General features: G+C 62.6%; 15 protein-coding genes and 1 pseudogene. 11 read left to right on the top strand and 5 right to left on the bottom strand.

Translation table 11 applies throughout. The annotated features are described in order from the left end of the window. The 8 genes from J0I64_RS17275 to J0I64_RS17240 all read left to right on the top strand — a co-directional run. A partial coding sequence (locus J0I64_RS17275) for an AAA family ATPase (RefSeq protein WP_291410489.1) occupies positions 1-1,342 on the top strand: 1,342 nt, incomplete at its 5' end. Between the two features lie 928 nt (positions 1,343-2,270). Next, entirely contained in the window at positions 2,271-2,666 is a 396-nt protein-coding gene (locus J0I64_RS17270) for a hypothetical protein (protein WP_291410487.1), read from the top strand. Between the two features lie 116 nt (positions 2,667-2,782). Next, on the top strand, positions 2,783-3,574 hold the full coding sequence (locus J0I64_RS17265) for a hypothetical protein (RefSeq protein WP_291410485.1): 792 nt from the start codon (positions 2,783-2,785) through the stop codon (positions 3,572-3,574). A 93-nt stretch (positions 3,575-3,667) separates the two neighbouring features. Further along, on the top strand, positions 3,668-5,890 hold the full coding sequence (locus tag J0I64_RS17260; RefSeq protein ID WP_291410484.1) for a Mu transposase C-terminal domain-containing protein: 2,223 nt from the start codon (positions 3,668-3,670) through the stop codon (positions 5,888-5,890). After that, positions 5,887-6,918: an ATP-binding protein gene (locus J0I64_RS17255; protein WP_291410482.1), complete on the top strand. Its 1,032-nt coding sequence runs from the start codon at positions 5,887-5,889 to the stop codon at positions 6,916-6,918. Before J0I64_RS17260 ends, J0I64_RS17255 begins: the two co-directional genes overlap by 4 nt. Further along, positions 6,915-8,762, top strand: a complete 1,848-nt coding sequence (locus J0I64_RS17250; RefSeq protein WP_291410480.1) for a hypothetical protein — start codon at positions 6,915-6,917, stop codon at positions 8,760-8,762. The genes J0I64_RS17255 and J0I64_RS17250 overlap by 4 nt, the downstream gene beginning before the upstream one ends. A gap of 230 nt (positions 8,763-8,992) precedes the next feature. Then, positions 8,993-9,592 carry a YitT family protein gene (locus J0I64_RS17245; RefSeq protein WP_291410478.1) on the top strand — a complete coding sequence of 200 codons (600 nt, stop codon included), beginning with the start codon at positions 8,993-8,995 and terminating at the stop codon, positions 9,590-9,592. Between the two features lie 130 nt (positions 9,593-9,722). Further along, a complete protein-coding gene (locus J0I64_RS17240; RefSeq protein WP_291410476.1) occupies positions 9,723-9,905 on the top strand; it encodes a DUF2934 domain-containing protein in 183 nt (60 codons plus the stop codon). A 69-nt stretch (positions 9,906-9,974) separates the two neighbouring features. On the opposite strand, the gene J0I64_RS17235 is transcribed toward J0I64_RS17240, so the two are convergent. Next, positions 9,975-10,265 carry a hypothetical protein gene (locus tag J0I64_RS17235; RefSeq protein ID WP_291410474.1) on the bottom strand — a complete coding sequence of 97 codons (291 nt, stop codon included), beginning with the start codon at positions 10,263-10,265 and terminating at the stop codon, positions 9,975-9,977. Between the two features lie 179 nt (positions 10,266-10,444). Between J0I64_RS17235 and J0I64_RS17230 the strand changes: the two genes are divergently transcribed. After that, positions 10,445-11,053 carry a 5'-methylthioadenosine/S-adenosylhomocysteine nucleosidase gene (locus J0I64_RS17230; RefSeq protein ID WP_291410472.1) on the top strand — a complete coding sequence of 203 codons (609 nt, stop codon included), beginning with the start codon at positions 10,445-10,447 and terminating at the stop codon, positions 11,051-11,053. Here J0I64_RS17230 and J0I64_RS17225 read toward each other — a convergent pair. Then, a complete protein-coding gene (locus J0I64_RS17225) occupies positions 11,050-11,373 on the bottom strand; it encodes a hypothetical protein (protein ID WP_291410470.1) in 324 nt (107 codons plus the stop codon). The genes J0I64_RS17230 and J0I64_RS17225 overlap by 4 nt on opposite strands. A gap of 116 nt (positions 11,374-11,489) precedes the next feature. On the opposite strand from J0I64_RS17225, the gene J0I64_RS17220 reads away from it, so the two are divergent. Beyond that, entirely contained in the window at positions 11,490-11,816 is a 327-nt protein-coding gene (locus tag J0I64_RS17220; RefSeq protein ID WP_291410468.1) for a hypothetical protein, read from the top strand. A gap of 188 nt (positions 11,817-12,004) precedes the next feature. After that, positions 12,005-12,376: pseudogene (locus J0I64_RS17215) on the top strand (cell wall hydrolase); the annotation flags it as partial. An 87-nt stretch (positions 12,377-12,463) separates the two neighbouring features. Here J0I64_RS17215 and J0I64_RS17210 read toward each other — a convergent pair. From J0I64_RS17210 to J0I64_RS17200, 3 genes are all read right to left on the bottom strand, one after another. Beyond that, positions 12,464-13,015: a DUF2076 domain-containing protein gene (locus J0I64_RS17210; RefSeq protein WP_291410466.1), complete on the bottom strand. Its 552-nt coding sequence runs from the start codon at positions 13,013-13,015 to the stop codon at positions 12,464-12,466. 80 nt (positions 13,016-13,095) lie between these two features. Next, a complete protein-coding gene (locus J0I64_RS17205; protein WP_291410464.1) occupies positions 13,096-13,398 on the bottom strand; it encodes an EscU/YscU/HrcU family type III secretion system export apparatus switch protein in 303 nt (100 codons plus the stop codon). Further along, the coding region (locus J0I64_RS17200; RefSeq protein ID WP_291410462.1) for a flagellar hook-length control protein FliK at positions 13,395-13,629 on the bottom strand (235 nt) is incomplete at its 5' end. The genes J0I64_RS17205 and J0I64_RS17200, both read right to left, overlap by 4 nt.

The following is a 13,629-nucleotide window of genomic DNA, read 5'->3' as shown; positions in this document are numbered from 1 at the left end:
CGTCCAGGACCTAGCGGACGTCGCGGCCGGCCGGCTCGATCTCGACAGCGTCGATCGTGGCGCGATCATCCATGGCCCCACCGGCACTGGGAAGACGACGTTCGCCCGCATGCTGGCAGCGGAATGCAAGCTTCCGCTGATCACGACCAGCTTTGGCGAGCTCTTCGCCACGCATGGCGGCTATCTGCACGCCATGATCAAGGGCTTGCGCGAGGTCTTCGATGCCGCTCGCGCCGCCGCGCCATGCCTGGTCTTCATCGACGAATGCAACGCATTGCCCGATGTCGACTCCCTGGAAGATTCCAAGAACGGCGACTACTGGAAGCCGCTGATCTTCGATTTCTACCTCCAGCTCGACGGCGCCATGAGCAACCGCGATGGCATCGTCGTGATCGGCGCCACCAACAGGTTGCAGGACATCAACAAGGCACTGCTGAGACCAGGGCGCCTCGAACGATCCATCTATCTCGGTCCGCCCGATGCGGCCGGCGCCGAAAGGATCATGCGCCATCACCTGTCCGATGATCTCGTCGATGTCGACATCGGCAGGCTCAGCGAATTCAATGCCCGACGCGAGGCCACCGGTGCCGTGATCATGGAGCAAGTCAGGGCAGCCCGACGTCTCGCCCGAAGAGCCAACCGAGCCATGGTCGTCGAAGACATCGAGGCTCAGGTGATCACCGAGGACCGCAGGACCCCTGTCGAACTGCGCCGAGCAGCAGCGCACGAGGCGGGACACGTGATCGCGACGGTGGCGTTGGGGATCGAAGAGGTTCTCTCCGCCACCATCCAGCAGATCGGTGATAGCGGCGGCGCCGTTGCGACACGATCGCGTCGGGACGCGATCCGCACCCGCGAGGAGTACGAGGGCAAGATTCTTTCACTGCTCGCGGGCCGGGCGGCGGAGGAGATCCTGATCGGGTCGCCGTCCCATGGCGCCGGCGGAAGCATCGACAGCGACCTGGCGAAGTCGACGGTCCTCGCCGCGGCTTTGGAAGGCAGTCTTGGTCTTGGCGATACTTTGACCTTCCGCGGCCCGCCCGAGACCATGCCGGACCTGCTGGCGCTGGATCCGCTGGTGCGGGTGAAGGTGGGGGCGACCCTCGAACGGATCTACGGCCGGGCGATCGACCTCTTGAAGTCGAAGGCAGCATCGCTCGATGCAATGGTCGATGCGCTCATGGAACGCCGGTTCCTGACGGGCGAAGATATCGATTCGCTCCTCGCCTCGGCGACCGAATCGTCCTCGCAGGGACTGGGCAACGACCAAAAATCGCGACCAGCACGCATCGAGAACATCGCTGCTGGTCATGAAAATGCGATCATCGATCGCCATGGTTAACGCCGTAACCCATTGAAAAGCAATAAGAACACGTCAAAATGGTAAACAACTTTCGGCGCCCGGAGTCCCCCGGAAATCCGGGCAAAATCGGAACAGCCCATCCTCGACCAGGTCAGGACCGGCCGTGAAACTGACTTGACATCGGCAAATCAAGGGGCGGCGCCGATCAGGCACCTTGCCCGAAAACGACGGCGAGGGGCTTCTCAAGCTCGAAAAGTTCTGCCCTGATAGCCGGGTCGAAGCGAAAGCCCAGACGCAAAAAGCCCCCGACCGAACAGGCCGTGGGCTGCATGGAGATCGTCGGCCGCCAGTTTCTTGGCAGAGGCAAAGCGGCCGACGCACAAACGAAAAACGTCGTGTGCTCTCACCCTGCCCCGGACTTCACGGGGTGTCAACGGGGACGAGTGGCACCGGAGAGGAAGTCGAATGGAACGCCACAACATCGAGAGCCACGGACAGGGGGATCCTTCGTCGATCACTCGTCGGATCATCAGGGAGCACCTAGGTCATCGCAACGTCCGCATCGCAACTGTCTACCAGGCGGTTTGCAGCGAGCTGGAACACCACGTCCTGGGTCCTCCGTCGCTTCACCTCGTGCAGGAGATGGTTCAGGAGGAATCGCCGCGATCGCTCGTCGACCAATCGGCATTCCGCCGAGTGGGCCGCTCGAACGGCGACGTGGCCGCTCCAATTGCCGCCCTTCGCGCGAGACGCAAGCACCTTCAGCGAAAGTCGTCCCCCCTGAGCTGAGGAAGCAGCGTCCCCAGGAGGATACCTCGACCGGGGACGCTGATTGCAACGGCCGCCAGTTTCTTGGCAGAGGCGAAACGGCCGTACCGGGAAGGAAACACCCAGTGGCTGGACTGGTGCCCCGGACTTTTTGGGAAGTCAACGGGTGCACGTCCTGGTCCCTGGCAAAGGAGATGTCATGGTTAACAAGCAAGATCCCCATCACACTTCGGGCCACCAGATCGTTGGCCGGGCCGCACGTGACCCTAAGACCCGTTGGCGCAGCCCCAGCCCCCAAGAGGTGCTGATCTTCCGGACGGCGGTCGACGAGTGCGCACTGCGTCTCGTCACCGATACCGACGCCCAATACGAAGCCATGCGGCAACGGTTCATCGATATGGGTGTGCTGCCGCCGTCGAAACGGGCGTTCGTCCGCGCCGTGCTCGACGCTCGGTATCGGTACGGCCCCCGTCTTCTTGGCGAAGCAATCCAACGACGGCGGCGGCAGGGCCAATCGATCACCGTCCTCGAAGGCACTACGCCGTTCGCATCGGCCAAGACGCCCTCCAGCCGGACCGCTAAGCCTCTGAGCTAGAGCCCAGGCGCATCGTCAGCGGCCGCGCGCCCACCAACCAACACAACCAAATTGAGCTCGAACCCTTGCACCGTCCGGTGCGGGATCGACGCCCTGCACCCTGAAAGCGCCCAAAGATGCACAGCCAAGTCCAGCCCGCGACCATCCTGGCCGAAAGGCCGCTCGGAATCCCCGATCCGGTACTCCTGAAACGTCTCGGCTCGCCCACGTCCTACGCCCCTGCGCGCGACATCTATATCCCCGAGGACGATGAGGACGAGGACGGCCGCAGCCCGAAGAAGAATTCCGGCCGCAGCACATGCCTATACCGCGATCCCAACGACGCGTTGTGGAAGATCGCCGAAGGCCAGTTGGAGATGAACGTCGGGCTGCGCTTCCTCGCGGACCGTAACGTGGTCCTGATCGAGCCGCAGTACGGTCCGACGCACTATCTCACCACCAAGGGGCGGCGAACCCACACCATCTGGGACTTCCGAGTTCACAAGACCGACCATACCAAGGGCGTCGTCGCCGCAAAGCCAGCGACCAAAGCCGCCAAGCATGGAACAGCTGAGCTGAGCAAGCACATCTTCTCGCAGATGCAGCGCGGTGAGGCCGATCGCGTCCAAACCATCACCGACCACGATCTCCCGGCATGGGCGCTTGCCAATTACCGCCTTCTCCATTCCGTCCGCAACGATCGAGACCGGCCGTTCGAGACGGAAATGCGAGCCGCCGCCGGCGGGCTGATCCGACCGAGGTCATTGGGCGACTTCTGCAAGCGCTGGGGCGGCATGGGCATGGTCGGCAGAACGGCGGCCTACCTCATCTTCGACGGCACCCTGGCCATGGCGGACCCAGCGAGCGAGATCTCCTCGGAAAGCCTCGTCACCGCCGGCGTCACGCAGGATGCCAGTGCTGCTCACTGATCCCTACTCTATACAATCGGTAACCCATCGGTCACTCGATGCCGCTTCGGTTGGCATCGCAGCGGCCTCCATCACGCGAATGGCGCATCACAATTGACCGGCAAGAAGATCAATCCCCTCAAGATCAAGCAGATCAATCCCTACTGCGACATCGTCATCCATGGCATCGCATGGAAGTCGCTCGGCGAGATCCCCGGCGTCGGTTGGCAGATCAGGACCAAGGACAGACCATATCAACACGATGTGCTCACCAAGGCACGGTTCGAGGAGGAGGACACCAAGACAATCCACTTGGTGGATGCCGTGCAGAGCTATGCCGAGTACCATTCCTACACACCCCTGCAACATTTCGTAGGAAACACCCGAAGCATCTGGATGGAGGTGGTCAAGACCGCCCTCGACGAGGGCGAGATCCCAAAGGTGACCGAAGGGAAGCTCCGCACTCTGATCGAGAGCAAGCTCGAAGAGGTGACGAAGCGCGTCAAGGATTATTGCGAGACCGAGAATTTCGACTACGCGGCCGAACGCAAGAAGTCCAATTTCGGCGGCTCGATCGACAAGGCCGAAAGCGGCGATTTCGACGTCGGCCGGATCAAGCCGTGCCCCAGAACTTTGAAGGACCTCTACAACCGCTGGTCGGAGAGCGGGGAGGACTATTACCGCACCCTGATCCCGCGGTGGGGCGGTCATGAAAAAGGCGGCCGGTCGATCAACGCAACGACCTGGGGGTTCATCCAGAGGCATATCAAAGCCTATTGCAGCGAGAAGGAACCCAGCCTCCAGGTCGTCTGCGACAAGATCAATGCGCATATCGTCGAGGCGAACAATGGCCTGGGCCCCGATGCGCAGATCCCCTTGGCCACCGAATATGGCTGCGCCAAAGCCATCGAGGAATTGCCATATGCGGTCGTCTTCGGCTCCCGCCGGGGCAAGAAGCAGCTCATCCAAGAATTGCGGCACGTCGGGAAAGGCCATGAATACAAGCGCGTCGGCGAGCTGACCCTGAGCGATTGCTGGTCGGCCCACATCTTCACGCTCCTGAGCGAAGAGTCGCAGAAGCTGTTCACCAATGGCGAAAAGTCCACGCGAGTGGCGCTGGCCTTCGTGGTCGATGGCGCCACCGGCGTCGTCACCGGCATCGCAGGCGGTACCAAGGAGACGTCCGAGCTCGCCAGGCGAGCATTTCGGATGTCGTTCGCCGACAAGACCGACATCGCCAGGGCCGCAGGATGCCTCCATCATTGGAACATGCGCCATGGCAGCGAGGAGGCGAAGTCCGACTCCGGCCGCGCTTACCGGAACGAGATCTATCTCGGCACCGCCTACGCGCTCGTCGACAGGGTGACGTTCACCGCGGCCGGCCAGGCCCGCCTGCGCGGCAAGATCGAACGTCTGCTCCGGACCATGGGCACGAAGTTCATCTCTTCCTTCACCGGCCGCACGGGCAGCAATGTCAAGGATCGGCCAAGCGGGGAGCAGGATCCGGAGAAGCGGGCCGTCCTCTTCGTCGAGCAGTTCATGCGCCTGATCATCAAGTACATCGTCGACGTCTACCACAACACCCCGCCCACCAGGGGCGGTCTCTCGCCGGCGCGCCTCTACGAGGATCGCATCGCGCGCTTCCAGCCCAAGCCTGTTCCCAGCGGCGACGAGCTGAGGGTCGCATTCGGCCTCGTCGTCCAACGCCGCCTATCGCGTGCCGGCATCCGGTTCATGAACATCATCTACTGGTGCCCATGGCTCGACACGCTGATCCAGGACAGCGGCAAGAGGGACTACTTCGTGAAGGTCGATCCGCTCGACCTCGAGCATATCTCGATCCTCGTCGGCAGCGACTGGACCACCGTTCCGGGGCCGCCTCAATTCCAGAACGTCACCCTGAACCAGTGGATCGCCAAGCAGAACGAGCTTGCCCGTGCCCATGGCGAGAAGAAGCGGCTCGACTTCGAGGAATTCGTTGCCCCTAGCCTGCTCGAGATCGACCGCGCCGCCGAAGCGGCGGAGGCGGCCTTCGGGCTCGAAGGGGTCACGTGGACGGCCCAGATGATGGACGACATCCAGAAGGACCTGCGCGTGATGCTCGTCTACGACCGCGACGCCGAGGACGACGAGTCGGCGTTGACGCACGACTCCAGCCTGCTTGGCGTCGTCCACACACGAGATTCTGCCCCGTCGCCCAGCACGCAAGTCGCGCCAGCGCTCGAAGCGCAGAACGCGGCAGCTCTGCCGCTGCCTCCCCCTGCCGTCGCCGCCACCAAACCGGTGGCTGCCCCTCCCATGCCTATGCGGCGCAATCACCCAAGGAAGCCCAAATGACCATCTCCCTGTCCGAAACCCAGATCAAAGAAGCCTTCGCAGCCCAGTTCTTTCCCCCTCCGGAATTCGATGCCATCACAGCAGCGGTGGAGGAGGTTTACGCCCACGTCGCCGTGCGCCTCGATGAGAGCTCGCCCTGGGGCGAAGGCAATCGCGCACCCTGCAGCGGCGTGCTCGTAACGGCAGACACGCGCTTTGGAAAGACCACCGTCGTGCAGCAGGTCGTCAACGGCTTATCCGAACTGGAGGCGATCGACGGCACGTCGATCGATCCGAATTCATTCTACTACGAATGCCCGTCGACCTTCACCAATCGTCTGATGTTGAACGGCCTACTCATGGGCATCCATGGAGGGGAGAGCACGAAAAGGCCTTTGACGACAGACGCGGCTTACATGCGCGTGCAGCAGGAACTGCCGGTCTTCCGACCCACGATGGCGATCATCGACGAGTTCCAGTACGCGATTCACCCGGCCGTCGGCGCGGCGAAAATGTCCGACTCGGTTCTGGGCAGCGTCGGGATCGTGCGCAATTTGCTCAACCACGCCGCATGGCCGCTGCCCGTCGTGGTGGTCGGCATGCCGGAACTCATCCCTCATCTCGAGAAAGAACAGCACCGGTTCCTGGGCGAGAAGCTCATCCCCGTCGAACTGGCACCCATGAAACTCGACGACCCTGCGGAGGAGGCCCTGCTCGAACAGGCGCTACTGGGCTATTGCGCCGCCGCCGGAATCGGCAATGCCATCGTCGACAAACACTTCTATCAGCGCCTGATCCACGCCACCAACCGCGCCAGAGGCTTGGCCTTCGAATTGATGCAGGTGGCCGTTCTCAATGCCTGGCGTGAGGGCAGGATTGTCCTGACCGAGCACGATTTCGCTCACCGTTATTTCGTCAGCACACGAGCGATCGACGCCCAGAACCCTTTCATCGTCGCGCAATGGCGGGAAACGGACCGCAGCCGCCTCATGCGCTCCGAAGAGGAAGCGGTCAGGACCGTCCACGCCGCGAGGGGTATCGCGAAATGATGCTCTTCCAGCGCGCCGACATGCCGCGTCACGTACCGTTCGAGATCTGCACCAGTTTGGTTTCGAGATTTGCGGCCCATATGAGATATGAAAGCTCCAAGCAGTTCTGCAGCGATTACGGTCAGGACTTCGATGGTCTATGCCGCGGAGAGGACGGGGCGATCCGAGATCTTTCCGCCTTGCTCTGCGTGGATGTCGAGTTGCTGGCCCATGGGCCGGCAATGGTGGGCGGCCTCGTTTCCATCGACGGTCAACTGTTCGCGCCGCGCCAGCTCGAACGGCATGGACTCTGGTATTGCCCCGAGTGCGCGCTCGAGCAGGTGGAGGCGAGCCCGCATCTGGGAGCCGACGCCGCCATTGCAGTGACCCGGGACTACATCGTGTCGGCGATCGGAGGCTGCTTCCGCCATAGGCGCCCCTTCATCTACGCCGGTCGCGCCCAATGGCGCGGCGCCGCGCACGATACCGCCATGGTCATGGTCGATGTCGTCAAGCAAGCCCGTCGAGCCGTGGATGCGGTTGCGCAGGCTTGGGCTCCGTCGTCCATCGATCTTTTCGTGGCCGGGTCTCTGAACGGAAAGGTCGACGACATTCCGCTTCTTCGGGACCTCAACATGCATCAGGTCCTGTCCCTATGCGGGTTGTTCGGCAAGTGGGCGATGGATGCAGACGAACTGAGGGTGCTCGGCCGCCAGCAGCTCAACGAGGTCCTCAGCACAGGGCTCGACGTCCTCCGCGATGAAGCCGAAGGCATCGGGCGGGTACTTCAACGCCAGTTCGACGACAGGGAGGTCAAAGGGCCCGTGGCTGCGAGCACCATGATGGGCAGCCTTTGGGATGCTCTTTGGGCGGTCGCAGGCGATCCTGCGCATCGACCGGTCCGGGACGCCGTCGTCACGGCGGCAACCTTGGTACTACCTTCGCGCAACCAGGCCACCATGTTCAACCAGCCGATCGGAGAGCGCGCCCTAGCATCCCCTGCCCGTGTTGGTGCCGAATTCGGCCTGGGCAAGAGAACGGTCCGAGTATTCGCCAGGATGGCCAGCGCACTTCATGAAGATATCGGGGATTGGATCAACGTGCCGATCTTCCGCGCATGGTGGGAGGACGACGATGGCCTGATCTTGCTTAAGGACAGCGGGCAGCCCTACGGCGCCAACCTGAAGACCACGAACCGGCTGGTGAAGCATGGCCTGTTGACGCCAGTCACCTCGCACTCGTCCGATGAGCGGGGCGTGGCCTATATCCGCCGAGGCCAGTACCAGCGTCTCATGCAAGACCTCCTTGCCAATGCCGTCCCCTGCCCCTCGGTGCCGGATGGCGCCGCTACTCTGTTCGAGCTCACGAGCCGTGTTGTCCGCAACGATCAGGCTGGACAGGTCTATCGCATGATCCTGCGGAACGAGATCTGGACCGGTAGCCTCCAGGGACAGCTCATGTATCCATCCATTCTCGTCGACGTCGCGGAAGTCCAGAAGAAGCTCAGGTCTGCGGTGCCTTGGGCTGTCGGCAATGGCAATGACGAATGGCTCCTGGCTCCGGAATTCGCCAAGGCATGCGGCATCGGATCCGATGCGCTTCATGCGCTGACCGGCCCCATCTTCACCTGCGAGCGTCGGACCCAGCCTGCCTCAGGTCTGAAAAGGAAGCACTACCGGCGATCGGACGCGGATCGCTTCCACCAGCAATACATTACCCTCAACTCGCTGGCACCACTGCTGCGAATGCAACGACGGCACGTGGTATCGAGACTGGCCGAGCGAGGCGTCCACCCACTGGATATGCAATCCGAAAAGATCACCATCTTCGAGCGCGACCATCTGATGGAGATCCTCTCCCAGTAGCCCTCGATGACTGTCGGGACTGCCAGGCCACCGGAAACGGTGGCCTTTTTTATTGCCCGAAGGAGCCGAATTCGCGCCCCGTTTTGGAAAAAGCATTCGTCGAATTGGAAAGGCCGATTTTTCGGTCGGGCGAAAAAGCCTAATGTTTATATGGCGGATTGGAAGAACCGATTACGGCGCAACAAGATCGGCACGGACGGTTCGTATTCGACTGTTGCCGTGGACAGAACATGACCCGCCATCCTCTACATGAAGACCTGATCGCCATCGCGACGGGCGCGCTTCTCGTTTCCCTCGGCACGATGCTTTACGGCAAGGCCATGCTGCTCACCGGCGGCACTGTGGGGATCGGGCTTTTGCTGCAGTTCGCGACGGGGCTCGGGTTCGGCGTTACCTTCTTCGTGGTCAACCTGCCGTTCTACATTCTTGCCGTCTGGCGCATGGGCTGGGCTTTTGCGCTGCGCACGGCGCTCGCGGTTTCGTTGGTCTCGGTCTTCAACTGGGCCGGGACTTTCCTGCTCGATATCGAGCGGATCGATCCGATCTATGCCACCATTCTCGGGGGGATCCTGACCGGGATTGGGCTGCTGGTGCTGTTTCGGCACCGCACGGGGCTCGGCGGCACCAATATCCTGGCGCTCTATCTGCATGAGCGGTTCGGCTGGCGCACGGGCTATATCCAGCTTGCCATCGACCTCCTGATTCTGGCTGCGGCCTTATTCGTGCTGCCGACGCAGAACCTGCTGCTGTCCATCCTCGGCGCCGCCATCGTCAGCTCAGTTCTAGCCATCAATCACAAGCCTGATCGCTATATCGCCGTAAGTTATTGATTGGGCGCGACAAGTCATCGGAGTATTTCGTGGGCCGATTGACTGGCCTGCATTTGACGCATGCGCATAGCAAGACGGCGTTAACCTTGCCAGCGCAGGCTCGGTGCGGGCTAGATTGATGGAGACCCAAATGCACGAAGATATTCAGCAGCGCGCCTATCTTCTCTGGGAAGCCGATGGCCGTCCCCAGGGTCAGGACCAGTCCTACTGGTTCAAGGCTGTAGCCGAAATTGCCTCAGACGCTGCCAAGACCATCAAGCCGCCGCGCAAACGCGCCCCGCGCGCCAAGAAGGTCGTTGCCAACGCAGCATGAATACGGCTGTCGAGTTATGGACTTGAGGGCGGGAGTGGTGCATGGCGCCGCTCCCGCTTTCGTCTGGGGCTACCAGACTCGCGGCCAGTAGACGTCGTCGGCATAGTCCAGCGGAATGGGCGAGAGCCGACCGATCGCCTGGGCGGCGAATTCGATCTGCGCAGCGATATGGCGGATACTGTCGGGCATCGGCGTGCCGGTCACGAATTCGCGGACCCGCCACTCTTCGATCTTCAGCGACTTGAGGCGCCTGCGGGCCTCGAAATGCACATCCTCGACATCGACGGGGCGCTGCGCCGAGATCCGCTCGGGTGTCGCTTCCGTCCACTCCCTCGACCCGCTGATGACTGCGAACCGCACGATACGCCTGCCTTTTCCTGCTGCCCTCCACTCGGGCGGCTTGGATCAATATGTCATCATTCCGTTACATAACCCGTAACGACCAGCACCGGGGCGGCATGGCAGCCATGCGCTTCTGACCGTGCATGTCCTCCCCCGAATCCGGTGCCGACATTCGGGAGGCATGCTAGGTTTCAGCCATGTCCATTCTCTACCTGATGGCCGCCAAGGCCGAATTCGGCCCGCACCTGGCCGCCCGCATCAAGCCCGTGATGATCGGCATCGGCCCGGTGGAGGCAGCGCTTGCCGCGACCATGGTTCTGGCCGAGCGGCGTGATAGCCTGCCGCGGCTCGTCGTATGCCTGGGATCAGCTGGGTCGCACCGGCTGACCCAATGCGGCGTTTATCAGGCCATTTCTGTGTCCTATCGCGATATGGACGCTTCGGCGCTGGGCTTTCCGAAAGGCGTGACGCCCCTGCTCGACCTGCCGCCGACGCTCGATCTCGTCCCGGCGGTGGCCGGGCTCGTGCCCGCTACGCTTTCGACCGGTGCGAATGTGGTCACCGGCCCCGCTTATGATGGGTTGATCGAAGATATGGTCGATATGGAGACCTTTGCAGTCAAGCGCGCCTGCCAGAGCTTTGGCGTGCCGCTCCTCGGCCTGCGGGGTATTTCGGACGGTGATGAAACCGTCAGCCGCATCGAGGACTGGACGCAATATCTGCATATCGTCGACGAGCGGCTGGCTGAGGCGGTCGACCTCGTGGAAACGGCCTTTGCGGCCGGCGAGATCGACCTGACTGCCTAGCGGTTTTGCTTGCGGTCGCGGCGCTTGCGGCGCCAGGTGGTCCACCAGCGGCCGCCGCGCAGAATGGCACTGTTGACTGGACTTTGCAGGAAGATCAGATCAAGCGCGAGCAGCAGCAGGCCCAGCGGCAGCATCCAGAGGCCCAGGACCGGCAGGAAGCTGAAAATGCCGCCAAGAACCAGCAGGATGCCGAGCGGGATGCGCACCCAACGGGCGCCCGGACGGCGCAAGCGTGCCAGCCAGTCGGCGGCGGCTGTCGGGATCCTGCGCTCGAGTTTGTCGAACAGCCGATTGAGACGTTGTGCGCTCTTGCTTGTCATATCGTAACCGTTCGGCTCCCTGTTGTTCTGCCGTTTTTGTTGGGGTCGAAGTCATCAAGTGTGAACGGAACTTGTGTCCGGCCAATGGCGTTCCGCCCATAACCAGGGAGTAAGCCATGCGTCTTGAAGATATGTTCACCTCTCGCCGCCGCAATGACGATCCGCTCGAAATGCTTGCCGCCCAGATCGGTGATCTCCGTCGCCAGACCCGGGACATCAGCCGTGCCCTTTCGCACAATGCCGGGGATGTCGCAGGCGATCTCGGCGAACTCATGACCGACTGGGGGCGCGACGCGGCGCGTCAGGGTGCCTGGCTTGCAGGCGCGGCCAGCCGCAAGGCCGTTCAGGGTGCGCGCGCTGTGCAGCGCGATCCCGTGCCACTGCTCGCCGTGCTCGGCACTGCGGTGCTTTTGACCAGTCTTTTGTCGTCGCGACGCCGCTAGCAAACTCTTAACCTTGTTCTTGAGGCCTTCTTTAAGGCTGTCGGCGCATTTTCGGACCAAGCCGCAACTCGGCAACACTCCGGAGATGCACCGTGGCCCACCTTGCCCGCCTCGCCCTTCAAATGTCGGCCCTTGCCGTTCTTGCCACCAGCCTTGCCGGCTGCAGTTTTCTTGGCATCAACTTCGGCATGGCGCAGATGAGCGAGAAGGAATGCATGATGCGGGCCATGTATTTCGAGTCCAACCGATCCAGTCCCGATGGCATGCTCGCCGTCGGCACCGTGGTGATGAACCGCCTCGGCGATCCGCGCTATCCCAAGTCGGTCTGCTCCGTCGTCGGGCAGAAAAACCAGTTCGCCCAGGGCGTGCTGACCAAGCCGATGACCGATAGCGGGGCTGTGCTCGCGGCGCAGGTTGCCGATCAGGTCCTGCGCGGCGTCCGCCATCCGGGCGTTCAGAATGCTCAGCATTTCCATACGGCTGGCCTGCGTTTTCCCTATGACAACATGTTCTATGTGCTCGAAGCCGGCGGCAACGAATTCTACGAGAAGCGCACGCGCTAAGCCGGTGGGACTAGCATTGTTTTCCCGGGCGGATGACACCGCCCGGTATTGAGCACGCTCCCCAAAAGTGTGAGCGCCGGCGGGCTAGAAATCGCCCCCGATATCGAAATCACCCCAATCGCCGCCGCCGTCGTCCATGCCGGGATCGTCAGCTTCGGGCTGTGCCGACATGTCCGGTTCGCTCGCCTGGGCTCCGCCCGCGAACATGCCCGCGATGGCGCTGCCCAGGAGAAGGCCACCGGTGACGCCAAGCGCTGTCTGCGCCGCGCCGGCCAGGAAGCCGCCGCCGGATGGCTGGCGCCGCTCATAATCCTCATTGCCACGGCCCCATGGGCCGCGGCGTTCGGGCGCCGGTTGGGCCGGTTGGCTTGGTCTATCAGTGCCGAAGATGCCGCCCAGAAAACCACCCTGGCCCTGCCGGGCCTCCAGCGCTTCGATACGCTGCTGCGCTTCACGGAGGGCCGCTTCCTGCACGATGATGGTCTGGGCCATGTAATAGGCCGATGCCGGATTTTCGGAGAGGCGCTGGCGGATCAGGCGCTCGGCGTCGTTGTCGCGCGGGGCGCTGTTGCGCTCCACATTGTGCAGACGCTCGAACAGGTCATCGATGGCGCGTTCGTCTTCGTCTCTGATCATGGTGTTCTCCCTCGTCTGGAATTGGACATGGGGAGAGCGCCGCCGCGATACAATGGTATCGCGTTTCGGTCACGGCGATTTCAGTCGTCTGCGGGGGCGTCCGGCTGCCAATGCGACACCTCGCTCTGGCGCAGCACGAAGCCGATAACCGCCGCGACGGCCTCGTAGAGTTCGATGGGGATGGTGTCGTCGACCTCGACATGGCTCAGGGCTTCGGCCAGCACAGGATTGGCCTCGATGACGATGTCGTTCTCTTCAGCCAGGGCGACGATCTGCTCGGCGATCAGGCCCCTGCCCTTGGCGACGATGCGCGGAGCGTGGTCTGTCTGTCGATCATATTGCAGCGCTACGGCAAGAGCCCTGGACTTGGCTTCGTCTGTCATCGGCGTGCATCCAGAAACTGGCCGGAGCTTGCTGGCGCGGGCGCGTCGCCGGGCGCGCCCTGGCGCACCACCAGTGCACCGGGTTTGAGGCCAACGGCCTCGAGGCTGGTCCGCAGCTCTTCGAGGTTGGCGGTGAATTCCTTGGCGGTCTCGTCGCGATCGGCCCAGAGCATGATCCCAACGGTTTGCGCGCGCAGGGAGACCTGAGCGCCGACTTCGCCGAGATCACGC

The organism is Devosia sp., assembly GCF_017307565.1.
GTDB lineage: Bacteria > Pseudomonadota > Alphaproteobacteria > Rhizobiales > Devosiaceae > Devosia.
Note: the sequence above shows the minus strand (reverse complement) of the source record. Positions and strands in the feature narration are given on the sequence as shown.